General features: G+C 69.9%; 19 protein-coding genes, 1 other RNA gene and 1 pseudogene. 13 read left to right on the top strand and 8 right to left on the bottom strand.

Going from position 1 to position 21,996, the window contains the following annotated elements; translation table 11 throughout:
* Positions 1 to 388: 388 nt before the first annotated feature.
* Positions 389 to 706 (bottom strand): hypothetical protein, encoded by a 318-nt coding sequence (locus TTH_RS03710; RefSeq protein ID WP_011172811.1) that lies wholly within the window; start codon positions 704 to 706, stop codon positions 389 to 391.
* 44 nt (positions 707 to 750) lie between these two features.
* Here TTH_RS03710 and hisS point away from each other — a divergent pair, with 44 nt between their 5' ends.
* The 5 genes from hisS to asnS all read left to right on the top strand — a co-directional run bounded on the left by hisS (position 751) and on the right by asnS (position 6,883).
* Positions 751 to 2,016, top strand: coding sequence for a histidine--tRNA ligase (gene hisS / locus TTH_RS03705; protein WP_011172810.1), 1,266 nt, complete (start codon positions 751 to 753; stop codon positions 2,014 to 2,016).
* Positions 2,017 to 2,040: 24 nt separating this feature from the next.
* The gene (gene aspS, locus TTH_RS03700; protein ID WP_011172809.1) at positions 2,041 to 3,783 is read left to right on the top strand and encodes an aspartate--tRNA ligase; all 1,743 of its coding nucleotides are present in this window, start codon (positions 2,041 to 2,043) and stop codon (positions 3,781 to 3,783) included.
* Positions 3,780 to 4,673, top strand: coding sequence for a PhzF family phenazine biosynthesis protein (locus tag TTH_RS03695; RefSeq protein ID WP_011172808.1), 894 nt, complete (start codon positions 3,780 to 3,782; stop codon positions 4,671 to 4,673). The genes aspS and TTH_RS03695 overlap by 4 nt, the downstream gene beginning before the upstream one ends.
* A 14-nt stretch (positions 4,674 to 4,687) precedes the next feature.
* Positions 4,688 to 5,503, top strand: coding sequence for an HAD family hydrolase (locus TTH_RS03690; RefSeq protein WP_011228138.1), 816 nt, complete (start codon positions 4,688 to 4,690; stop codon positions 5,501 to 5,503).
* A gap of 63 nt (positions 5,504 to 5,566) precedes the next feature.
* The gene (asnS, locus tag TTH_RS03685; protein WP_011228137.1) at positions 5,567 to 6,883 is read left to right on the top strand and encodes an asparagine--tRNA ligase; all 1,317 of its coding nucleotides are present in this window, start codon (positions 5,567 to 5,569) and stop codon (positions 6,881 to 6,883) included.
* 71 nt (positions 6,884 to 6,954) lie between these two features.
* Here the strand turns inward: asnS and pdxT are convergent, their stop codons facing one another.
* The 6 genes from pdxT to ssrA form a co-directional block, all read right to left on the bottom strand.
* On the bottom strand, positions 6,955 to 7,530 hold the full coding sequence (pdxT, locus tag TTH_RS03680; protein WP_011228136.1) for a pyridoxal 5'-phosphate synthase glutaminase subunit PdxT: 576 nt from the start codon (positions 7,528 to 7,530) through the stop codon (positions 6,955 to 6,957).
* A 35-nt stretch (positions 7,531 to 7,565) separates the two neighbouring features.
* Positions 7,566 to 9,620 carry a heavy metal translocating P-type ATPase gene (locus TTH_RS03675; RefSeq protein WP_011228135.1) on the bottom strand — a complete coding sequence of 685 codons (2,055 nt, stop codon included), beginning with the start codon at positions 9,618 to 9,620 and terminating at the stop codon, positions 7,566 to 7,568.
* Positions 9,621 to 9,651: 31 nt separating this feature from the next.
* On the bottom strand, positions 9,652 to 10,023 hold the full coding sequence (locus tag TTH_RS03670) for an ArsR/SmtB family transcription factor (RefSeq protein WP_011172803.1): 372 nt from the start codon (positions 10,021 to 10,023) through the stop codon (positions 9,652 to 9,654).
* Positions 10,004 to 10,885, bottom strand: coding sequence for a pyridoxal 5'-phosphate synthase lyase subunit PdxS (gene pdxS / locus TTH_RS03665; protein WP_024119184.1), 882 nt, complete (start codon positions 10,883 to 10,885; stop codon positions 10,004 to 10,006). Before pdxS ends, TTH_RS03670 begins: the two co-directional genes overlap by 20 nt.
* 133 nt (positions 10,886 to 11,018) lie before the next feature.
* On the bottom strand, positions 11,019 to 12,134 hold the full coding sequence (locus TTH_RS03660) for a M23 family metallopeptidase (RefSeq protein ID WP_011228133.1): 1,116 nt from the start codon (positions 12,132 to 12,134) through the stop codon (positions 11,019 to 11,021).
* A 146-nt stretch (positions 12,135 to 12,280) separates the two neighbouring features.
* Positions 12,281 to 12,629: a transfer-messenger RNA gene (gene ssrA / locus TTH_RS03655) on the bottom strand.
* Between the two features lie 113 nt (positions 12,630 to 12,742).
* Between ssrA and rimP the strand changes: the two genes are divergently transcribed.
* From rimP to secD, 6 genes are all read left to right on the top strand, one after another.
* Entirely contained in the window at positions 12,743 to 13,216 is a 474-nt protein-coding gene (gene rimP, locus TTH_RS03650) for a ribosome maturation factor RimP (protein WP_011172800.1), read from the top strand.
* Between the two features lie 16 nt (positions 13,217 to 13,232).
* Positions 13,233 to 14,396 (top strand): transcription termination factor NusA, encoded by a 1,164-nt coding sequence (gene nusA / locus TTH_RS03645; RefSeq protein ID WP_011172799.1) that lies wholly within the window; start codon positions 13,233 to 13,235, stop codon positions 14,394 to 14,396.
* The gene (locus tag TTH_RS03640; protein WP_011172798.1) at positions 14,393 to 14,668 is read left to right on the top strand and encodes a YlxR family protein; all 276 of its coding nucleotides are present in this window, start codon (positions 14,393 to 14,395) and stop codon (positions 14,666 to 14,668) included. Before nusA ends, TTH_RS03640 begins: the two co-directional genes overlap by 4 nt.
* Positions 14,637 to 16,352, top strand: a complete 1,716-nt coding sequence (infB, locus tag TTH_RS03635; protein ID WP_011172797.1) for a translation initiation factor IF-2 — start codon at positions 14,637 to 14,639, stop codon at positions 16,350 to 16,352. Before TTH_RS03640 ends, infB begins: the two co-directional genes overlap by 32 nt.
* 4 nt (positions 16,353 to 16,356) lie before the next feature.
* Positions 16,357 to 16,635, top strand: coding sequence for a hypothetical protein (locus tag TTH_RS03630; protein WP_011228132.1), 279 nt, complete (start codon positions 16,357 to 16,359; stop codon positions 16,633 to 16,635).
* Between the two features lie 87 nt (positions 16,636 to 16,722).
* A complete protein-coding gene (secD, locus tag TTH_RS03625) occupies positions 16,723 to 18,930 on the top strand; it encodes a protein translocase subunit SecD (RefSeq protein ID WP_011172795.1) in 2,208 nt (735 codons plus the stop codon).
* Here the strand turns inward: secD and TTH_RS03620 are convergent.
* Positions 18,927 to 20,990, bottom strand: coding sequence for a hypothetical protein (locus TTH_RS03620; protein WP_224065226.1), 2,064 nt, complete (start codon positions 20,988 to 20,990; stop codon positions 18,927 to 18,929). The genes secD and TTH_RS03620 overlap by 4 nt on opposite strands.
* Here TTH_RS03620 and TTH_RS03615 point away from each other — a divergent pair.
* A pseudogene (locus tag TTH_RS03615) lies at positions 20,965 to 21,294 on the top strand (ABC transporter ATP-binding protein C-terminal domain-containing protein); the annotation flags it as partial. The gene TTH_RS03620 and the pseudogene TTH_RS03615 sit on opposite strands and share 26 nt — an antisense overlap.
* Entirely contained in the window at positions 21,291 to 21,995 is a 705-nt protein-coding gene (locus tag TTH_RS03610; protein WP_011228129.1) for an ABC transporter ATP-binding protein, read from the top strand. The pseudogene TTH_RS03615 and the gene TTH_RS03610, both read left to right, overlap by 4 nt.
* Position 21,996 lies beyond the last annotated feature (1 nt).

The raw sequence follows: 21,996 nt of genomic DNA, 5'->3' as shown, positions 1-21,996 counted from the left end.
GGCCCGGCCCAAGGCGGAAGGCCTAGGCTCCACCCCCCGACCGAGGGCCTCGAGGACCCCGGCCTCCCGCCCGGTGAGCCGCAGGCCGAGCCGGCCGCGAAGCCCCTCGGCCAGGGTCTTGGGGTCGTCCTTGCGGGTGAGGAAGGCCCGCCGCCTGGGGTCGTAGACCCGCAGGCCCCACGGGGTGGGCCAGAAGAAGACCTCCCCCCGTTCCAGGTGGGCGAGGTCGGCCAGAGGGAGCCCCTCCCCCTCGCGCCAGGACACCGCCACGCCCGCCGCCCAAAGCGCCGGGGCGAGCCGGGCATAAAGGGAAAGGTCGTCCGTCCACACCACCACGCGCACCGCGCACCTCCTTTCGTCCAAGGCCAAAAGTCCTCCGTCCTGGCCTTTAGGCGAGGAAGGGCGGGGCGCGCGGGGGGCCGGGAAGCGGGAAAGGCGGGGGAAAACCCGCCCGGGCCTCCGGCCGGACCTTAAGGAAGGCCATGGGCCCCGGCGGGGCGGGCGGGTCCACGGGGGGGAGGCCCGGGGCGAGCTGGAGGCCGCAGAGGAGGCTGTGGTGCACCTCCTCTCCCGGGGCGCGGCAGTCCGCCTGGAGGGCGGGGTTCTGCCGCTCCATGAGGTAGAGCTGGAGGGCCACCCCGGTGGAGGCCACCAGGGTGAGGAGGACGTAGAGGGCGAGGAGCCCGAGCCTCTTCCACCCCGGCACGGCCTCAGGATACCAGGGCCCCCTTTCCCGTAAAGTGGAAGGGTATGACCGCTCGGGCCGTGCGGGGCACCAAGGACCTTTTCGGCAAGGAGCTCAGGATGCACCAGCGCATCGTGGCCACCGCCCGCAAGGTCTTGGAGGCGGCGGGGGCCCTGGAGCTCGTCACCCCCATCTTTGAGGAAACCCAGGTCTTTGAGAAGGGCGTGGGGGCGGCCACGGACATCGTGCGCAAGGAGATGTTCACCTTCCAGGACCGGGGCGGGCGCTCCCTCACCCTGCGCCCCGAGGGCACGGCCGCCATGGTCCGGGCCTACCTGGAGCACGGGATGAAGGTCTGGCCCCAGCCCGTGAGGCTCTGGATGGCGGGGCCCATGTTCCGGGCAGAACGGCCCCAAAAGGGGCGGTACCGCCAGTTCCACCAGGTGAACTACGAGGCCTTGGGCTCGGAAAACCCCATCCTGGACGCCGAGGCCGTGGTCCTCCTCTACGAGTGCCTGAAGGAGCTCGGCCTAAGGCGCCTCAAGGTCAAGCTCTCCTCCGTGGGGGACCCCGAGGACCGGGCGCGCTACAACGCCTACCTGCGGGAGGTCCTCTCCCCCCACCGGGAGGCCCTCTCCGAGGACTCCAAGGAGCGCTTGGAGCTCAACCCCATGCGCATCCTGGACTCCAAGAGCGAGCGGGACCAGGCCCTCCTCAAGGAGCTCGGGGTGAGGCCCATGCTGGACTTCCTGGGGGAGGAGGCGAGGGCCCACCTCAAAGAGGTGGAGCGCCACCTGGAAAGGCTTTCCGTCCCCTACGAGCTGGAGCCCGCCTTGGTGCGGGGGCTGGACTACTACGTGCGCACCGCCTTTGAGGTGCACCACGAGGAGATCGGGGCCCAGTCCGCCCTGGGGGGCGGGGGGCGGTACGACGGGCTTTCCGAGCTTTTGGGCGGGCCCAGGGTCCCCGGGGTGGGGTTCGCCTTCGGGGTGGAGCGGGTGGCCCTGGCCCTCGAGGCCGAGGGCTTCGGCCTCCCCGAGGAGAAGGGCCCCGACCTCTACCTCATCCCCCTCACGGAGGAGGCGGTGGCGGAGGCCTTCTACCTGGCCGAGGCCCTGAGGCCCCGCCTCCGGGCCGAGTACGCCCTCGCCCCCAGGAAGCCGGCCAAGGGCCTGGAGGAGGCCCTGAAGCGGGGGGCGGCCTTCGCGGGCTTCCTGGGCGAGGACGAGCTCCGGGCGGGGGAGGTGACCCTGAAGAGGCTCGCCACCGGGGAGCAGGTGCGCTTAAGCCGGGAGGAGGTTCCGGGCTACCTCCTCCAGGCCCTCGGGTGAGAATCCGGTAAGCTTGGGAGGATTATGCGTCGCACCCACTACGCCGGAAGCCTGAGGGAAACCCACGTGGGCGAGGAGGTGGTCCTCGAGGGCTGGGTCAACCGCCGCCGCGACCTCGGCGGCCTCATCTTCCTGGACCTCAGGGACCGGGAGGGCCTGGTCCAGCTCGTGGCCCACCCCGCTAGCCCCGCCTACGCCACCGCCGAGCGGGTGCGCCCCGAGTGGGTGGTGCGGGCCAAAGGCCTCGTGCGCCTCCGCCCCGAGCCCAACCCCCGCCTCGCCACGGGGCGGGTGGAGGTGGAGCTCTCTGCCCTCGAGGTCCTCGCCGAGGCCAAGACGCCCCCCTTCCCCGTGGACGCGGGCTGGCGGGGGGAGGAGGAGAAGGAGGCAAGTGAGGAGCTCCGCCTCAAGTACCGCTACCTGGACCTAAGAAGGCGGCGCATGCAGGAGAACCTGCGCCTGCGCCACCGGGTCATCAAGGCCATCTGGGACTTCCTGGACCGGGAGGGCTTCGTCCAGGTGGAAACCCCCTTTCTCACCAAAAGCACCCCGGAAGGGGCCCGGGACTTCCTGGTGCCCTACCGCCACGAGCCCGGCCTCTTCTACGCCCTGCCCCAGTCCCCCCAGCTCTTCAAGCAGATGCTGATGGTGGCGGGGCTGGACCGCTACTTCCAGATCGCCCGCTGCTTCCGGGACGAGGACCTCCGCGCCGACCGCCAGCCCGACTTCACCCAGCTGGACCTGGAGATGAGCTTCGTGGAGGTGGAGGACGTCCTGGAGCTCAACGAGCGCCTCATGGCCCACGTCTTCCGCGAGGCGTTGGGGGTGGAGCTTCCCCTCCCCTTCCCCCGGCTTTCCTACGAGGAGGCCATGGAGCGCTACGGCTCCGACAAGCCCGACCTCCGCTTCGGCCTGGAGCTCAAGGAGGTGGGCCCCCTCTTCCGCCAAAGCGGCTTCAGGGTCTTCCAGGAGGCGGAAAGCGTGAAGGCCCTTGCCCTCCCCAAGGCCCTCTCCCGCAAGGAGGTCGCCGAGCTGGAGGAGGTGGCCAAGCGCCACAAGGCCCAGGGCCTCGCCTGGGCCCGGGTGGAGGAGGGGGGGTTTTCCGGGGGTGTGGCCAAGTTTTTAGAACCCGTGCGGGAAGCTCTGCTCCAAGCCACGGAGGCCAGGCCCGGGGACACCCTCCTCTTCGTGGCGGGGCCCCGCAAGGTGGCGGCCACGGCCCTGGGGGCGGTGCGGCTTAGGGCGGCGGACCTTTTGGGCCTCAAGCGGGAGGGCTTCCGCTTCCTCTGGGTGGTGGACTTTCCCCTTTTGGAGTGGGACGAGGAGGAGGAGGCCTGGACCTACATGCACCACCCCTTCACGAGCCCCCACCCCGAGGACCTGCCCCTCCTGGAAAAGGACCCGGGGAGGGTGCGGGCCTTGGCCTACGACCTCGTCCTCAACGGGGTGGAGGTGGGCGGGGGGTCCATCCGCATCCACGACCCCAGGCTCCAGGCCCGGGTCTTCCGGCTTCTCGGCATCGGCGAGGAGGAGCAAAGGGAGAAGTTCGGGTTCTTCCTCGAGGCCCTGGAGTACGGGGCCCCGCCCCACGGGGGGATCGCCTGGGGGCTGGACCGCCTCCTCGCCCTCATGACGGGAAGCCCCTCCATCCGCGAGGTCATCGCCTTCCCCAAGAACAAGGAAGGCAAGGACCCCCTGACCGGCGCCCCGAGCCCCGTGCCCGAGGAGCAGCTTAGGGAGCTCGGCCTCATGGTGGTCCGGCCATGAAGCGGATCCCCTACGCCTTGGTGGACGTCTTCGCCCCCGCCCCCGGGGCGGGCAACCGGGTGGCCGTGGTCCTGGACGCCCGGGGGATGTCCCCGGAGGAGATGCAGGCGGTGGCCCAAAGCCTGGGGGCGGCCGAGGCCGCCTTCCTCCTGGAGCGCACCGGCGCGGCCCTCTCCGTCCGCTTCTTCGCCCCGGGGGGGGAGGTGGAGTTCTCCGGGCACGCCGCCGTGGCCGTGGGCCTCACCGCGGCCCGCACCGGCCTGGTGCCGGAAGGGACGACGCGCCTTTACCTCCACACGCCCACGGAGGTGCTGCCCGTGGAGCTCGTCTTGGAGGCGGGGGAGCCCCGCAAGGCCTGGGTCCGGGGCCCCGCCCCCCGGTTCCGGGACCTTCCCCCCTACCGGGCCCTGAGGGAGGTCCTCGAGGCCCTGGGCTCCGACGAGCGCTACCTCCACCGGGGCCTCCCCTACGGGGTGGCCTTCACCGGGCTTTGGAGCCTCTTCGTGCCCCTCATCGCCCCGGGGGTGGTGGACGCCCTGGAGCCGGAGATGGAACGGCTCAAGGCGCTTTGCTTCCGGCTGGACGTGGCCACGGTCCACGCCTACGCCCCCATGGGCCCGAGGAGCTTCTACGCCCGGGACTTCGCCCCCCTCCTCGGCATCCCCGAGGACCCGGTCACGGGCTCCGCCAACGCCGCCCTGGGGGCCCTCCTCGCCCGGGCCGGGGTGGTGCCGAGGCGGGAGGGAAAGGTCCTCCTCACCGTCTACCAGGGGCACCACCTGGGCAACCCCGGGGTGGTGGAGGTCCAGGTGGAGTACAGCCCCACGGGCGAGCCCTACAGCGTCCAGATCGGGGGCGAAGCGGTGATCGTCCAGACGGGGGAGGTTTGAGCGCGGGGAAGCCCATGGTCCGCCTGGTCTTCGTGGACGTGGACGGCACCCTGGTGGGCCGGGAGGGGGTGCCCCCCTGCGTCTGGCCCGAGGTGGAGGCCCTGAAGGCCCTGGGGGTCCGCTTCGCCCTGGTCACGGGCCGGCCCGGCCGGGGGGAGGCCCTCCTCCTCGCCCGGAGGCTCGCCCCCACGGGCCTCCACGTGTACGAGTCGGGGGCCGTGGTCCTGGCCTTGGAAGAGGACCCCCACGAGCCCCCCGCAAGGCCCTTCCACGTGGAGGCCCTGCCGGAGGAAGCGGCCCGGGAGGCCGTCCGGCTCGCCCGCAGGCTCGCCCTTCCCCTCGAGGGCTACACGGCGGACGGGGGCTTCTTCGTGGAAGGGGATAGCCCCCTCCTCGAGGCCCACCAGCGCCTCCTCGGGGTGGAGGCGGAAGGGGCCGACCTCCTCCGCCTTTCCTCCCCCCTGGTGCGCCTCCAGGTCCTGGCCGAGGGGGAAGCCCCCGTGGAGCGCCTTTTGGAGGCGCTTCCCCCGGGGCTTCAGGCCCACGTGGCGGAAAGCCCCAAGATGCCGGGGGTCCGCTTCGTCTCCCTCACCAAGGAAGGCGTGAGCAAGCTCAGCGCCGCCCGGCTTGTGGCCGAGGCCTACGGCCTCCCCCTGTCGGAGTGCGCCATGGTGGGGGACGGGGAGAACGACCTGGAGCTCCTCCGGGCCGTGGGGGTGGGCATCGCCATGGGGAACGCCCCCCCCTCGGTGAAGCGGGCGGCCCAAAGGGTGGTCGCCCCCGTGGAGGCCTGCGGCCTGGCCGAGGCCCTCCGCCTCCTCAGGGGATAGGAAAGGCCCTCACGGAAGGCCCAAGGGGATAAACGCCCGGTAAACGCGTAGACTGGGAGGGGTATGCGCGTCTTCATTGACGAGATCGCCCGCCACGTGGACCAGGAGGTGGAGCTCAGGGGCTGGCTCTACCAGAGGCGCTCCAAGGGCAAGATCCACTTCCTCATCCTCCGGGACGGCACCGGCTTCCTCCAGGCCACGGTGGTCCAGGGGGAGGTGCCGGAAGCGGTCTTCCGGGAAGCGGACCACCTCCCCCAGGAAACCGCCCTAAGGGTGTGGGGCCGGGTGCGGGAGGACCGGAGGGCCCCGGGGGGGTTTGAGCTCGCCGTGCGGGACCTTCAGGTGGTGAGCCGCCCCCAGGGGGAGTACCCCATCGGCCCCAAGGAGCACGGCATAGACTTCCTCATGGACCACCGCCACCTCTGGCTCCGCCACCGCCGCCCCTTCGCCGTGATGCGCATCCGGGACGAGCTGGAAAGGGCCATCCACGAGTTCTTCGGAGAGCGGGGCTTCCTCCGCTTTGACGCCCCCATCCTCACCCCAAGCGCCGTGGAGGGGACCACGGAGCTCTTTGAGGTGGAGCTCTTTGACGGGGAGAAGGCCTACCTCTCCCAGTCGGGGCAGCTTTACGCCGAGGCCGGGGCCCTGGCCTTCGCCAAGGTCTACACCTTCGGCCCCACCTTCCGGGCGGAGCGCTCCAAGACGCGGCGCCACCTCCTGGAGTTCTGGATGGTGGAGCCCGAGGTGGCCTTCATGACCCACGAGGAGAACATGGCCCTCCAGGAGGAGCTCGTGAGCTTCCTCGTGGCCAGGGTGCTGGAAAGGCGCTCTCGGGAGCTTGAGATGCTCGGGCGGGACCCCAAGGCCCTGGAGCCCGCCGCGGAGGGCCACTACCCCAGGCTCACCTACAAGGAGGCCGTGGCCCTGGTGAACCGGATCGCCCAAGAGGACCCCGAGGTCCCTCCCCTCCCCTACGGCGAGGACTTCGGGGCCCCCCACGAGGCCGCCTTAAGCCGCCGGTTTGACCGCCCCGTCTTCGTGGAGCGCTACCCCGCCCGGATCAAGGCCTTCTACATGGAGCCGGACCCCGAAGACCCCGAGCTCGTCCTGAACGACGACCTCCTCGCCCCCGAGGGCTACGGGGAGATCATCGGGGGAAGCCAGAGGATCCACGACCTGGAGCTTCTAAGGCGCAAGATCCAGGAGTTCGGCCTCCCGGAGGAGGTCTACGACTGGTACCTGGACCTCCGCCGCTTCGGGAGCGTCCCCCACTCGGGGTTCGGCCTGGGCCTGGAGCGGACCGTGGCCTGGATCTGCGGGCTAGCCCACGTGCGGGAGGCCATCCCCTTCCCGAGGATGTACACGAGGATGCGCCCCTAAGCCCGCGTTTTCGCAACGTGGGAGGCCTGAAATAAGGCTTGGAAAGTCCCTTTTGGGGCCCCGTGGGGTACTTAAACCCCGGCGAGCTCCAGGAAGTAGCGGTGGAGGCGGGGGTCCTCCGTGAGCTCGGGGTGGAAGCTGCTGGCGAGGACCTTCCCCTGGCGGACCAGAACGGGAAGGTCCCCAAGCCTGGCCAGGACCTCCACCCCCTCCCCCAGCCTGCGGAAGACGGGGGCGCGGATGAAGACGCCGTGGAAGGAACCGAGGCCCTCCACCTCCAGGTCCTCCTCAAAGCTTTCCACCTGCCTGCCAAAGGCGTTGCGTTCCACCCATGCCTCCAACACCCCCAAACGGGGTTGCTCGGGGTAGCCCACGATCTCCTTGGCCAACCAGATGGCCCCGGCGCAGGTGCCGAAGAGGGCCAGGGAACCCTCTTCCACCCGCTTGCGCACCTCGTCCTCGATTCCGTATTCCCGGGCCAGCTTGCCGATGGTGGTGGACTCCCCGCCAGGCACGATGAGGGCCTTGAGCCCCTCCAGGTGCTCCTTCTTCCGCACCTCCTTTGCCTCTATCCCCAGGCGCTTAAGCGCCTCCTTGTGCTCGCGGAAATCCCCTTGTAGGGCTAGGACGCCGACCACGCCCCTCATCCTGGACCCAGGCCCTGACCCTGTCAAGGGCCAGGTCACACCCGGGCCCGAAGAAGGCGAAGGCTATTCAGGGTCACCAGGACCAAAGCGCCGTTGTCCGCCAAGACCGCCGGCCAAAGCCCGGTCAGGCCCACCAAGGTGGTGAGGAGGAAAAGCCCCTTGAGCCCCACCGCCAAGGCCACGTTCTGGCGGACCACGCCCAGGGTCAGGCGGCTTAGCCGGAAGGCCCGGGGCAAGGCGGCAAGGCTCAGAAGCCCCACGTCTGCACTCTGCAGGGCCGCTTCCGTGCCCTCGGCCACGGCAAGCCCTACCGTGGCCCTGGCCAGGGCTGGGGCGTCGTTCACCCCATCCCCCACCATGGCCACGCCACCCCTACCTGCCAACTCCTCCACCAGGCGGAGCTTGTCCACGGGAGAAAGGCCAGCCCGGATTTCCTCAGGAAAAAGCCCTATGGCCGTGCCCAAAGCCAAAGCAGAGGTCTCCCGGTCGCCGGTAAGCAGGAGGGGCTTAAGGCCCAGTCGGCGCAGTTCGGCCAAGACTTCCCGGGCCTCGAGGCGGGGGGTATCCTGGAAGGCCAAGAGGGCCAAGGGAACCCCCTCCCTAACCAAGAGGGAAAGGCTGAAGCCTTCCTCCGCCAAGGCCTTCACCTGGGCCTCTACTTCCGGGGGCAGGTCCCAGGCCTCGGGCCGCACCAAACCCACCTCCTTCCCCTCCACCCGAGCGAAGGCCCCGAGGCCCGGCACCGCCCGATGCTCCTCCGAGGGCAAGGCCTTGGGGCCCAAAGCCTCCCGCACCGCCCGGGCTAAGGGGTGGGAGGAACCCTCCGCCACCCCCTTCGCCAGGGCCAAGGCCTCCTCCGTCGAAACCCCAAAGGTAACCACCCGCACCAGCGTGGGCTTTCCCAGGGTCAGGGTTCCCGTCTTGTCCAAAGCCACGTAGCGAACCCCAGCCAAGCGCTCCAGGGCCGCCCCGCTCTTAAAGAGCACCCCCGCCCTGGCTCCCCGGCCCACCCCTGCGGCGATGGCCGCAGGCACCGACACCACCAGAGCGCAGGGACAGGCGATGAGGAGAAGGCCCAAGGCCTTGTAGACATGCCCCAGGAAATCCCCCCGGAAAAGGGGAAGGACCAGGCCCACGAAGCCTGCCAGGGCCAGGACCGCCGGGGTGTAGCGGCGGCTAAAGGCATCCACCACCCGCTCCGCCTGGCTCTTCTTAAGCAAGGCCTCCTCCGCCAGGCGTTCCATCTCCGCCAGGAAGCCCTCCTCGGGAAGGCGCTCCACCTTTACCACCAAGCTCCCCTCCTGCACCAGACTGCCCCCGTAAACCCGGTCCCCTATCCCCTTGGGCCTAGGCAAGGGCTCCCCGGTGAAGGCGGCCTCCTCCACGGAAGCCTGTCCAGACACCACCACCCCGTCGGCCGGTACCCGCTCCCCCGGGGGCACCCTCACCAGGTCCCCCACCCTCAAGGCCTTAAGGGGCACCTCCTCCACCCCACCCTCCTTCAGGCGGTAGGCCCGCCTGGGAAGAAGCTCGGAAAGGGCGTAAAGGGACCTGCGGGCCTGGGCCACGCTATAAGCCTCCAGCACCTCCCCCACGAGGAAGAGGAAGACCACCACCGCCGCCTCGGCCTCCGCCCCGATGAGCATGGCTCCCAGGGTAGCCAGCGTAACCAGGGTTTGCATGCTGAAGGGGTTTTGCCGGAACGCAGCCACCGCACGACGAGCCAGGGGGAAAACCCCTATCAAGGCCGCCAGCCGATAGCCCCAAGGGGCTAGGCCGGGGAGGAAGAGCGAAGCCAAAAAGGCCGCCAGGAGAAGCCCTCCGGAAACCAAGGCCCAGCGCCAGGGTCCCAAAACACCCCTGGTCGTGTCCCCTTCAGGCTTCAAACGGTAGCCCAGGGCGGAAACCACCCTTTCCGCCTCCTTCTCCGCCCCGGGAACCTCGAGGTGCAGATAGGCCTTTCCGCTGGCAAAGCTGACCTGGGCCTGCACCACTCCAGGCACCTCGGAAAGGGCTTTCTCCACCTTTAAGGCGCAGTCGGCGCAGTCCATGCCCTCTACCCGGAAGACGCGCACTCTGGGAGCCTTCATGCCCCCAGGGTAGCATCATTTGAGCAACTGGTCAAGTGTTTTCTTCCGCGTGGGCCAGGGCCTCCGCCAACAGGCCCTCCACGTGCCGGTCGGCGAGGCGGTAGTAGACCTGCTTGCCCTCCCGGCGGAAGTCCACGAGCCGCGCCTGGCGGAGAAGCCTGAGCTGGTGGCTCACCGCCGAGACCGAGACCCCGGCGAGGAGGGCGAGGTCGCAGACGCAAAGCTCCCCCACCGCCTTGAGGGCGAGGAGCAGGCGCATCCTCGTGGGGTCGGAAAGGGCCTTGAGGAGGAGGGCGGCCTCCTTGACCACCCTCTCCTCGGGCAGGGCGGCCCGGGCCTTCTCCACCCTTTCCGGGTGGATCTCGTAGACCCCGCAGACCGCCCTACCAGCCCCGCTTGGCAAGCCTTTCCTCCTCCTTGAGCTGGTCCAGGTTGATGCCCACCATGGGCTCGCCCAGGTCCTCGCTGACCTCGGCCAGCACCTCGGGGTCGTTGTAGTGGGCCACGGCCCGCACGATGGCCCGGGCCCGCTTCCTGGGGTCCCCCGACTTGAAGATGCCGCTTCCCACGAAGACCCCGTCCATGCCCAGGTGCATCATGAGGGCGGCGTCGGCGGGGGTGGCGATGCCGCCGGCGGCGAAGTTCACCACGGGGAGGCGGCCGTGGTCGTGCACCCACTTGACGAGCTCAAAGGGCGCCCCGATCTCCTTGGCGTAGGCCATGAGCTCGTCCTCCCGGAGGGACTGGACGTAGCGGATCTCCTTCCACATGGTGCGGGCGTGGCGCACCGCCTCCACCACGTTGCCCGTCCCCGCCTCCCCCTTGGTGCGGATCATGGCCGCCCCCTCGGCGATGCGCCTCAGGGCCTCCCCCAGGTTCCTCGCCCCGCAGACGAAGGGCACCTTGAACTTCCACTTGTCAATGTGGTGCTCCTCGTCGGCGGGGGTCAGCACCTCGGACTCGTCAATGAAGTCCACCCCGATGGCCTCGAGGATCATGGCCTCCACGAAGTGGCCGATCCTCACCTTGGCCATGACGGGGATGGAGACGGCCGCCATGATCTCCTTGATGATCTTGGGGTCGGACATGCGGGCCACGCCCCCCTGGGCGCGGATGTCCGCGGGGACCCGCTCCAGGGCCATCACCGCCACCGCCCCCGCCTCCTCGGCGATCACCGCCTGCTCCGGGGTGGTCACGTCCATGATCACCCCGCCCTTGAACATCTCCGCAAAGCCCGTCTTGATCTGGAAGGTGCCCTTTTCCATCCCGCCCTCCATCCTCCAGCTTACGCCTCCCGGGGTCAAGGGCCCAAAACCCCAGGGGGCCTTGCACGTGGCGCCCCAAAAGGGCCCCCTTTAGCCCCGCGTTGCCGAGCCCACGTTTGGACCCTTAGCGCTTCTAGGGGAGGTAGCTCAAGGGGTTCTTGACGAGGCCGTTCACCCGCACCTCAAAGTGGAGGTGGGGCCCCGTGGACCAGCCGGTGGAGCCCACGTAGCCGATCACCTGCCCCGCCTCCACCCACTGCCCCGCCCGCACGGCGATGCGGGACATGTGGGCGTAAAGGGTCTCCAACCCCCCCCCGTGGTCCAGGACCACGTGGAAGCCGTAGCCCACCGAGCTCCAGCCCGCCACCTCCACGCGGCCCGCCTTGGCGGCGTAGATGGGCGTGCCCGCGGGGGCCGCGAGGTCAATCCCCGTGTGGAAGCGCTGGAAGGGGGTCCTCCCCCCGAAGTAGGTGGTGATCTGAAAGTTCGCCAGGGGCCAGCGCATCCCCCCTTCCCGGTAGCTCACCTGGCGCACCTGGGCCTGCCGCCTCTGGGCCTCTTGCTGCCGCCTCCTTTGCTCCGCCAGGCGCCTGAGCTCCTCCTGGCGGCGCCTTTCCGCCTCGAGGCGGGCCCTCCGCTCCGCCTCCTGCTTGGCGAGGAGGCGCTCGTAGGTGGTCTTGGCCTGAAGCCCCGGGATGAGGACCCGGTCCCCGGGGCGGAGGGCCAGGGGGTTCTTCACCCCGTTCGCCCGGGCGAGCTCCACGGGGGAAAGGCCGAAGCGCTCCGCCAGGTCCAAGAGGGTCTGCCCCTCCCCCAAAACCACCACGAGCCCCTTGGCCTTCCGAGGGATGTAGAGCTCGCTTCCCACCACCAGCCGGTCCAGGCTCTCCAGGGTCGGGTTGGCGGAAACGAGGTCCAGAAGGCTCACCCCGAAGCGCTTGGCGATGGCCTCCAGGGTGTCCCCGGGCCGGACGCGGTAGGCCTCCACCCCGGGGGGAAGCCTGGGGGGAGCGTCCGCCTCCTGGTCCACGATGGGGATGAGGAGGCGCTGGCCGGGGTAGAGCCTCGCGTCCTTCAGCCCGCTGGACCAGAGGATGTGCCGCGGATCCACCCCGAAGCGCCTGGCGATGGCCTCCAAGGCGTCCCCGGGCTTCACCTCGTAGACCACCCAGACCTTGTGGGGGGCCGGGGGAACCTCCACCGCCTTGGGCTCCGGCCGGGGGATGGGGGAAAGGACCTTGACCTCCATACCCTTCGCCGCGGGCAGGAACGCGAGCGCACACAATACCCCTCGGACCAACCGCAAGCTTCACCTCCAGGAGGCCTCTAAAGCCGCCCGCATTTTACCAGGGGCCCCGCCCCAAAAGGCAAGGGGCGCCCGAAGGCGCCCCCTTGTGGTGGAGGTGGGGGGAGTCGAACCCCCGTCCGAAGGTCCCTACGGCGGGCCTCTACGCGCGTAGTCCGCGTTTCGCGTGTCCTCCTGGCTTGGCCCGCGGACGGGCGGCCAGGAGCGAGCCCCCTTCAAGCTTCGCCCGGGGTTAGAGGGCGTGGCCCCGGGCTAGCCGGGTTTGTGTCCCCGCTTCCGGTGAGCCCCCGGCAGGGCTACCGGGCGAGGTCGCGGTCATTAAGCCGCGAGAGCGTAGTTGGTGTTGGCAGTTATGCCGTTGCGGGTTTTTACGAGGCCACCCGCACCTCGGCGCGCAGCCACGCCCTCGGCGACCCCCGTCGAGACCGTTTCACCCCCACGGGTTTTCGGGCCGGGCTCGGACCGGACCAGCCTTGAGTATACCGGACTAAAGGGGTTGTAGTCAAGGAGGGGGAAGGTGTAGACTAAGGGCAGTGCTCCCAAGGGCGGGGGTGGGTGTAAACCCACCCTTCCTTTGTGAAGGGGGCGGGGAGGTGACCGTGGACCTTTGGCAGCTGGTGGAAGAGGCGGTTTCGCCCCTGGGGCTGGACGTCCTCGAGGTCCACTTCGCCCGGGGCGAGCTCCTCGTCCGCCTGGAGCGGAAGGACGAGCGCCCCATCACCGTGGCCGACCTGGAGGAGGCGAGCCGCCACATCGAGGCCGCCCTAGACCGGGAGGACCCCATCCCGGGAAGCTACCGGCTTTTGGTGGAGTCCCCGGGGCCCAAAAGGCCCCTCTTCACCCGGCGGCACTTTGAGCGGTTCCAGGGCCTCAAGGCCAAGGTTCCGGGTCCCGAGGGGTTCACGGGGCGGATCCTCCGGGTGGAGGGGGAGGAGGTGGTCTTCCAGGTGGGCGACGAGGAGCGGCGCCTTAGGATCGGCACCTTCCGGGCCAACCTGGCGGAGTGGCCCGAGGAGCCCAGGTAAAGGGAGGTAAAAAGCGATGAACAGGGAGTTCGTGGAAGCCATGCAGCACCTGGCCCTGGAGCGCGGGGTCAGCGTGGAGGAGATCCTGGAGGCCTTCAAGGAGGCCCTGCGCAAGGCCTACATCAAGCGGCAGAAGGGCTACAAGAAGGAGGAGATTGACCAGGGGAAGGGCCCCGAGGTGGACGTCTACATTGACCCGAACTCGGGCCGCATTGAGATGGTGGAGGTCCGGCGGGTGGTGGAGAAGGTGGAGGACCCCGACAAGGAGATCGCCCTCGCCGAGGCCCTCCAGTACGACCCCGAGGTCCAGGTGGGGGACGAGATGGAGTTCCCCATCAACCCGGAGGAGCTCTCCCGCATGGCCATCCAGGACCTGCGCCAGATCCTGACCCAGCGCCTCAAGGAGTCGGAGCGCAACCGGATCTACAACGAGTACAAGGACAAGGAGGGGCAGGTCCTCACCGGGGTGGTCACCCGGGTGGACAACCGGGGCAACGTCTTCGTGGAGCTGGGCCGGGGCGAGGCCTACCTCCCCCGGAGCGAGCAGATCCCCACGGAGAAGTACCACCCCGGCCAGCGGATCAAGGTCTACCTGAAGAAGGTGGACAAGTCCGCCAAGGGCCCCTCCCTCCTGGTGAGCCGGGCCCACGAGAAGCTTTTGGAGCACCTCCTCAAGCAGGAGGTGCCCGAGATCGCCGAGGGCATCGTGGAGATCAAGGCCATCGCCCGGGAGCCCGGCCGCCGGAGCAAGGTGGCGGTCACGAGCCACAACCCCAACGTGGACCCCATCGGGGCCTGCATCGGGCACAAGGGCCAGCGCATCCAGGCGGTTTCCGCCGAGCTCGGCCGGGAGAAGGTGGACATCATCCTGTGGTCCAAGGACCCCAAGGAGTTCATCCGCAACGCCCTCTCCCCCGCCCAGGTGGGCTCCATTGAGCTTGACCCCGAGGCGAAGAAGGCCCGGGTCAAGGTCACCAAGGACCAGCACTCCCTGGCCATCGGCACCGGGGGGCAGAACGTCCGCCTGGCCTCCAAGCTCACCGGGTACGACATCCACTTTGAGGAGGCGGAGATCTCCGACCTGGACGAGGCCCTGCGGCGCGCCGCCGAGGAGGAGGCCGAGGCCCGGGAAAGGAAGGCCCGCGAGGAGTTTGAGAAGCTCTTCCGTGACCTCGGATGAAGCACGTCCCCATCCGCATGTGCGTGGCCTGCCGCCGGAGGCGGCCCAAGGGGGAGCTTCTCCGCATCCTGGTCACGGAGGAGGGCTTCGTCATCGACCCGAGCGGCAAGCGGCCGGGACGGGGGGCCTACGTCTGCCCCGACAGCCCCGAGTGCCGCTCGGAAAAGCGGCTCCGGCGCTTCGCCGGGGCCAAGGCCAGGGCCTTGGCCGAGGCCCTGGCCGCTTATCTAGGAGGTGAGGATGGCCAAGGTAAGGATCTACCAGCTGGCTAAGGAGCTGGGCATGGAAACCCAGGAGCTTTTGGAGCTCCTGGACCAGATGGGGGTGGCCTACAAGTCCCACGCCTCCACCCTGGAGGAGAAGGACGCGGAGGCGGTGCGGGAGCTCGTGAAGGAGCAGCGGGGACTTCAGGAGAAGCTCGCCGAGGAGGAGCGCCGCAAGAGCCTCCCCCGGCGCCCCCCCGTGGTGGTCATCATGGGCCACGTGGACCACGGGAAGACGACCCTCCTGGACTACCTCCGCAAAAGCCGCATCGCCGAGAAGGAGGCCGGGGGGATCACCCAGCACGTGGGCGCCTTTGAGGTGAAGACGCCCCAGGGCACCGTGGTCTTCATTGACACGCCGGGGCACGAGGCCTTCACCACCATCCGGCAGCGCGGGGCCAAGGTGGCGGACATCGCCGTCATCGTCATCGCCGCCGACGACGGCATCATGCCCCAGACGGAGGAGGCCATCGCCCACGCCAAGGCCGCGGGGGCCAAGCTCATCTTTGCCATCAACAAGATTGACCTGCCCCAGGCGGACCCCGAGAAGGTGAAGCGGCAGCTCATGGAGCGGGGCTTCGTCCCCGAGGAGTACGGCGGCGACGCCATCGTCATCCCCATCAGCGCCAAGACGGGGCAGGGGGTCCAGGACCTCCTGGAGATGATCCTCCTCCTCGCCGAGCTGGAGGACTACCGGGCCGACCCCAACGCCGAGCCCCGGGGGGTGATCCTGGAGTCCAAGCTGGACAAGCAGGCGGGCATCATCGCCAACATGCTCGTCCAGGAGGGGACCTTCCGGGTGGGGGACTATGTGGTGGCCGGGGAGGCCTACGGCCGCATCCGCGCCATGATGGACGCCGACGGCAACCAGCGCAAGGAGGCGGGGCCGGGAAGCGCCGTCCAGGTTTTGGGCTTCCAGGAGCTCCCCCACGCCGGGGACGTGGTGGAGTGGGTGCCGGACCTCGAGGCCGCCAAGGAGATCGCCGAGGAGCGCAAGGAGGAGAGGAAGGCGCGGGAGGAGGAGGAGAAGGCCCGCCGCCCCCGGACCATGGCCGAGCTCCTCCGGGCCATGCAGGAGGAGGGGAGGAAGGAGCTCAACCTCATCCTCCGGGCCGACACCCAGGGCTCCCTCGAGGCCATCCAGCACATCCTGGCCCGGGAGAGCACCGAGGACGTGAAGATCAACATCCTCCTCGCCCAGGTGGGCGCCCCCACGGAGTCCGACGTCCTCCTCGCCCAGACGGCGAACGCGGCCATCCTGGCCTTCGGCGTGAACCCGCCGGGCTCGGTGAAGAAGAAGGCGGAGGAGAAGGGCGTCCTCCTCAAGACCTTCCGCATCATCTACGACCTGGTGGACGAGGTCCGCAACATGGTCAAGGGGCAGAGGGAGCCCCAGTACAAGGAGGAGGTCCTGGGCCAGGCCGAGGTGCGGGCCATCTTCCGCCTTCCCACGGGCAAGCAGGTGGCGGGGTGCATGGTCACCCAGGGCCGGATCCCGCGGAACGCCGAGGTGCGGGTCCTGAGGGACGGCCAGGTGATCTGGCAAGGGCGCATCGCCAGCCTCAAGCGCTTCAAGGAGGACGTGCGCGAGGTGGCCCAGGGCTACGAGTGCGGCATCGGCCTGGACGGGTTTGACGACTTCCGGGAAGGGGACGTGATCGAGGCCTTCCAGATGGTGGAGGTCCCCGCCTAAGGCCATGCTCCGCCTCCTGGCCCTCCTCGCCCTTTGCCTCTACGGGGCCGAGCGCCTCCCAGAGGCCCCCAAGGGCGCGGAGGGCCTCTTCGCCCCGGGGCCCATCCTGGCGAAGCAGGAGGAGCGAAGCCCCCTCCTCCCGGCGCCGCCCGTGCCGGAGGCGCGAAGGGGGCTTCCGCCGAAGCCCTGGCCTTCGGCCCTCCGGCCGAAGGCCGGGGAGGGCTTCGCCAAGGCCGAAAAGCTTTTCCTCCTCTTCGCCCGGCTGCAGCTGGAAGGGGGTTAGGCGCCTCTCCCCGCGGAACGTCTTGCGGCAAAGGCGGCAAAAGGCATTAGGGACCACGGCGCGTGACGCGCACCCAAGGGGAAGCGCATGAACCGGAAAAACCTCACCAGCCTGTTCCTGCTCGGCGTGTTTCTTCTCGCCCTCCTCTTCGTATGGAAGCCCTGGGCCCCCGAGGAGCCCAAGGTCCGCCTGGGCCTGGACCTGAAGGGGGGTCTGAGGATCGTCCTCGAGGCCGACGTGGAGAACCCCACCCTGGACGACCTGGAGAAGGCCAGGACCGTCCTGGAGAACCGGATCAACGCCCTCGGCGTGGCCGAGCCCCTCATCCAGATCCAGGGGCAGAAGCGGATCGTGGTGGAGCTCCCCGGCCTCTCCCAGGCCGACCAGGACCGCGCCCTCAAGCTCATTGGGCAGAGGGCGGTCCTGGAGTTCCGCATCGTCAAGGAGGGGGCCACGGGCACCACCGTGGCCCAGATCAACCAGGCCCTCCGGGAGAACCCCAGGCTCAACCGGGAGGAGCTGGAGAAGGACCTGATCAAGCCGGAGGACCTCGGCCCGCCCCTCCTCACCGGGGCGGACCTGGCCGACGCCCGGGCGGTCTTTGACCAGTTCGGCCGTCCCCAGGTCTCCCTCACCTTCACCCCGGAAGGGGCGAAGAAGTTTGAGGAGGTCACCCGGCAGAACATCGGCAAGCGGCTCGCCATCGTCCTGGACGGCCGGGTCTACACCGCCCCCGTGATCCGCCAGGCCATCACCGGAGGCCAGGCGGTCATAGAGGGGCTTTCCAGCGTGGAGGAGGCGAGCGAGATCGCCCTCGTCCTGCGCTCGGGCTCCCTGCCGGTCCCCCTCAAGGTGGCGGAGATCCGGGCCATCGGCCCCACCCTGGGCCAGGACGCCATCCAGGCGGGGATCCGCTCCGCCCTCATCGGCACCCTGGCCATCTTCCTCCTCATCTTCGCCTACTACGGCCCCCACCTGGGGCTCGTGGCCTCCTTGGGCCTCCTCTACACCTCGGCCCTCATCCTGGGCCTCCTCTCGGGCCTCGGGGCCACCCTGACCCTCCCCGGCATCGCCGGCCTCGTCCTCACCCTGGGGGCGGCGGTGGACGGCAACGTCCTCTCCTTTGAGCGCATCAAGGAGGAGCTCAGGGCCGGGAAGAAGCTCCGCCAGGCCATCCCCGAGGGCTTCCGCCACTCCACCCTCACCATCATGGACGTGAACATCGCCCACCTCCTGGCGGCGGCCGCCCTCTACCAGTACGCCACCGGGCCGGTGCGGGGCTTCGCCGTGATCCTGGCCATCGGCGTGGTGGCCAGCGTCTTCTCCAACCTCGTCTTCAGCCGCCACCTCCTGGAGCGCCTGGCCGACCGGGGCGAGATCCGCCCCCCCATGTGGCTCGTGGACCCGCGGTTCAACTTCATGGGCCCCGCCCGCTACGTCACGGCGGCCACCCTCCTCCTCGCCGCTTTGGCGGCGGGCGTGGTCTTCGCCAAGGGCTTCAACTACTCCATTGACTTCACCGGGGGGACAGCCTACACCCTGCGGGCCGAGCCCAACGTGGAGGTGGAGACGCTGAGGCGTTTCCTCGAGGAGAAGGGCTTCCCCGGCAAGGAGGCGGTGATCACCCAGGTCCAGGCCCCCACGGCGGCCTACCGGGAGTTTCTGGTGAAGCTCCCGCCCCTTTCCGACGAGAGGCGGCTTGAGCTGGAACGGCTTTTCGCCTCCGAGCTCAAGGCCACGGTCCTGGCCTCGGAGACCGTGGGGCCGGCCATCGGGGAGGAGCTGAGGCGCAACGCGGTGATGGCGGTCCTGGTGGGGCTTGGCCTCATCCTCCTCTACGTGGCCTTCCGCTTTGACTGGACCTTCGGCGTGGCCAGCATCCTGGCCGTGGCCCACGACGTGGCCATCGTGGCCGGGATGTACAGCCTCCTGGGCCTGGAGTTCTCCATCCCCACCATCGCCGCCCTCCTCACCATCGTGGGCTACTCCATCAACGACTCCATCGTGGTCTCGGACCGCATCCGGGAGAACCAGAAGCTCCTCCGGCACCTGCCCTACGCCGAGCTCGTCAACCGCTCCATCAACCAGACCCTCTCCCGCACGGTGATGACGAGCCTCACCACCCTCCTTCCCATCCTCGCCCTCCTCTTCCTGGGAGGGAGCGTCCTCAGGGACTTCGCCCTGGCCATCTTCGTGGGCATCTTCGTGGGAACCTACAGCTCCATCTACGTGGTGAGCGCCTTGGTGGTGGCCTGGAAAAACCGCAGGAAGGCCCAAGAGGCCAGCAAGGCCTAGTCCCCTTCCAGCTCCGCCTCCGCCACAAGGCGGAGGCGGAGCCCTTTTTCGTAGAGCGCCGTCCCCCGGAGGCGGCCCAAAGCCGCCTCGTCCAGGGGGTCCAGCCGCAGGGCCAAAAGCCAGTCCTCGGGGCGAGGGCTTTGCAGGAGGCCCCGCCGCCTCTCCTCCAGGTAGGCCCGGGCGGCCTCGTCCAGGACGGGGTGGTCCAGCCCCCGGTAGGGGGAAAGGGGAGGAAGGGCGGGGTCGCGGAGGTCCAGGTAGAGCTCGGGCGCCTCGAGGTTCAGCCCGTAGGGCCGGGTCCGGAGGAAGTAGGGAGGGGCCCCTTTGGGCCTTTCGGGCTCCAGGGCGTTCACCACCTCCCACCAGAGGACCCTAAACTCCCCCGGGGTGGCCTCCAGGGCCTCCAGAAGGTCCTCCTTCTCCCAGTCCCTCACGGTGAGGAGGGCGAGGAGGAGCCGCGCCTTCTCCCGCCGGAAGCGGACGGGCCTGCCCTCCACCCGCACCTCAAACCCGCCCAGGGCCCGGACCTCCACCCGCACCCCCGGGTGGTAGGGCACGGGAAGGCGCCTGAGCCGCCAAAGGGCCCGCCGGAGCCGGGCGAGGGGCGGGGCGAAGAGGGTCCTCCCCGCAAGGAAGGGGTAGCGCTCAAGCACCTCCTCCCACCCGTCCCGGAAGGGGTAGGCCCGGGCCAGGGCCTCGAGGAAGGGGTCGGGGGCGGGGAAGGCGCCCAAGGGGAACTCCTCCCCAAGGCGGAGCCGGGCTAGGGCCACCACCAGGGTGAGGAACCCTTCCACCCAGAGGTCCCCCGAGGCCCGGGAGAGCCGGACCATCTCCCGGTAGGCCCCGTCGTCGCCCAAGGCGGCAAGTCCCCCCAAGGCCTCCACCCCCAGGCGGGCCGGGCCCCCTTCGCTCAGGGCGAGGGCGGCGCGGTAACTGGCCTCCGCCTCCCGCAGACGGCCCAAGGCGAGGAGGGCGTGCCCCTTGCGGGCCTCCGCCAGGCTCAGGCCGAAGGGGCTCCCCAGGGCCTCCGCCTCAAACCGGCCCCGCTCCGCAAAGCGAAGCCCCTCCTCCGCGTCCCCGGCCACGCACTCCAAAAGGGCCCGGAGGAGGCTTCCCTCCCGGTGGTTCTGGGGCGGGCGGTGTAGGCCGGGGTCCTCCGCCCGCTTGAGAAGCTCTAAGGCCTCCGCAGGCCTCCCCTGGCGGAGGAAAAGCCTCGGCCCCGAGAAGCCCAAGGCCTCCGCCTCCCCCGCCCGGCCCTCGTTGAGGAGGTTCTCCGCCAAGAGGGGGCGGGCCAGGCCGGGGAAGCGGCGGAGGGCCTCCTCCAGGAAGGGCTTGGCCCGGGCGGGCTCCACCGTGTCCAGGAAGAGGCGGACGAGGCCGAGGTAGGCCCGCTCCTCCCCCGCCTCGAGGGCCTCCCGGTAGAGGGCCTCCGCCTCCCGGTACCGCCCCGCCTGGCGCAGGGCCTCGGCCTCGAGGAGGCGAAGCCCCGCCCGCCCCCGGCGCACCCCCTCCGGCAGGTGGCCGAGGAGGCGGAGCACGGTGTAGGTGAGCCCCCGCGCCAGCCAGCCCTCCCCCTCCTTGAGGAGGAGGTCGGCGGCGTGGCCGAAGCGCCCGGCCTCCAGGAGGAACTCCGCGGCCCGCACCCCCTCGCCCCGGGCCAAGGCCGCCTCCGCCGCCCGGGCGAGGAGGCCCCGGGCCTCCCCTTCGGGAAGGAGGGCCTTGAGGGCGCTCCGCACCAGGGGGTGGAAGCAGATGCGCCCCTCCCGCCTTTCCAGAAGCAGGTCCTCGGCGTAAGGGAGGAGGAAGGCCCCTTCCTCCTCGTCCACCTCCCCGAGGAGGGCGAGCCGGGAGGCCCGGTCCAGGACCTCCTTGGGCAGGGCCTGCCCCAGGTAGGCGAGAAGCCCCTCGGCGCTCTCCAGGGCGAGCTCGGGCCTCAGGCCCTTGCGCATGGCGAGGAGGACGAGCCTCAGCCCCAAGGGCCAGCCCCGGACGAGGCTTAGCGCCCTTTCCACCTCAAAGGCGGGGAGCTCCGGAGCCAGGGCCTTGGCCTCGGAGCTCACCCTCCTCGAGGACAAGCGTCTGGAGCTCGCCCGCGCCCTGGCCACGAGGCCCAAGGTCCTCCTTTTGGACGAGGTCATGGCGGGGCTTCGGCCCAAGGAGGCCCAGGAGGCGGTGGAGATGATCCGGAGGATCCGAAATAGCGGGGTCTCCATCCTCTTCATTGAGCACCTGATGCCCGTGGTCAAGGCCCTGGCCGACCGGGTGGTGGTCCTGGACCACGGGGAGAAGATCGCCGAGGGCGCCTACGAGGAGGTGGCCCGGGAGGAGCGGGTGCGGGAGGCCTACCTGGGGAGGCGGGCATGAGGCTGGAGGTCCAGGCCCTGGAAACCGGCTACGGCAAGGCCCAGGTCCTCTTCGGCGTGGACCTGGAGGTGGAAGCAGGGGAGCTCGTGGCCCTCCTCGGGGCGAACGGGGCGGGCAAGACCACCCTCCTCCGCGCCCTCTCGGGCCTCCTCCGCCCCTGGAAGGGAAGTGTCCTCCTGGGCGGGAAGGACCTTAGGGGCCTTTCCCCGGCAAGGAGGGCCCGGCTGGGTCTCGGCCACGTCCCCGAGGGGAGGCAGCTTTTCCCCCTCATGACCGTGGAGGAAAACCTCCGGCTTGGGGCCGCCTTTCTCGCCCCCGGGCGGGAGAAGGAGGGGTACGAGAGGGTCTACGCCCTCTTTCCCCGGCTCGCCGAGCGCAGGCGGCAGCTCGCGGGGACGCTCTCCGGAGGGGAGCAGCAGATGCTCGCCATCGGCCGGGCCCTCATGGGCTTTCCCCGGATCCTCCTCGTGGACGAGCCCTCCTTGGGCCTCTCCCCGAGGCTCGCCGAGGAGGTGCTCCTGGCCCTGAAGGAGGTGGCCCGCGGGGGGGTGGGGGTGCTCCTCGTGGAGCAGAACGTGGCCCTCTCCCTGGAGGTGGCGGAAAGGGGCTACGTCCTGGAGCACGGCCGCGTGGTCCTGGAGGGCCCCGCCCAAGCCCTGGCCCAAGACCCGAGGGTGCGGGAAGCGTACCTTAGCCTATAGG

The sequence above is a fragment of the Thermus thermophilus HB8 genome, from assembly GCF_000091545.1.
GTDB classification, from domain to species: Bacteria; Deinococcota; Deinococci; order Deinococcales; family Thermaceae; genus Thermus; species Thermus thermophilus.
This window is presented reverse-complemented; position numbering and strand designations above follow the sequence as displayed.

Coding starts and splice junctions, on each gene's coding strand:
- aspS (WP_011172809.1), top strand. CDS start 2,041: ATGCGTCGCACCCACTACGCCGGAAGCCTGAGGGAAACCCACGTGGGC.
- infB (WP_011172797.1), top strand. CDS start 14,637: ATGGCCAAGGTAAGGATCTACCAGCTGGCTAAGGAGCTGGGCATGGAA.
- nusA (WP_011172799.1), top strand. CDS start 13,233: ATGAACAGGGAGTTCGTGGAAGCCATGCAGCACCTGGCCCTGGAGCGC.
- secD (WP_011172795.1), top strand. CDS start 16,723: ATGAACCGGAAAAACCTCACCAGCCTGTTCCTGCTCGGCGTGTTTCTT.
- pdxS (WP_024119184.1), bottom strand. CDS start 10,885: ATGGAAAAGGGCACCTTCCAGATCAAGACGGGCTTTGCGGAGATGTTC.
- TTH_RS03695 (WP_011172808.1), top strand. CDS start 3,780: ATGAAGCGGATCCCCTACGCCTTGGTGGACGTCTTCGCCCCCGCCCCC.
- TTH_RS03640 (WP_011172798.1), top strand. CDS start 14,393: ATGAAGCACGTCCCCATCCGCATGTGCGTGGCCTGCCGCCGGAGGCGG.
- TTH_RS03675 (WP_011228135.1), bottom strand. CDS start 9,620: ATGAAGGCTCCCAGAGTGCGCGTCTTCCGGGTAGAGGGCATGGACTGC.
- asnS (WP_011228137.1), top strand. CDS start 5,567: ATGCGCGTCTTCATTGACGAGATCGCCCGCCACGTGGACCAGGAGGTG.
- TTH_RS03630 (WP_011228132.1), top strand. CDS start 16,357: ATGCTCCGCCTCCTGGCCCTCCTCGCCCTTTGCCTCTACGGGGCCGAG.
- TTH_RS03690 (WP_011228138.1), top strand. CDS start 4,688: ATGGTCCGCCTGGTCTTCGTGGACGTGGACGGCACCCTGGTGGGCCGG.
- hisS (WP_011172810.1), top strand. CDS start 751: ATGACCGCTCGGGCCGTGCGGGGCACCAAGGACCTTTTCGGCAAGGAG.
- TTH_RS03660 (WP_011228133.1), bottom strand. CDS start 12,134: ATGGAGGTCAAGGTCCTTTCCCCCATCCCCCGGCCGGAGCCCAAGGCG.
- pdxT (WP_011228136.1), bottom strand. CDS start 7,530: ATGAGGGGCGTGGTCGGCGTCCTAGCCCTACAAGGGGATTTCCGCGAG.
- TTH_RS03610 (WP_011228129.1), top strand. CDS start 21,291: ATGAGGCTGGAGGTCCAGGCCCTGGAAACCGGCTACGGCAAGGCCCAG.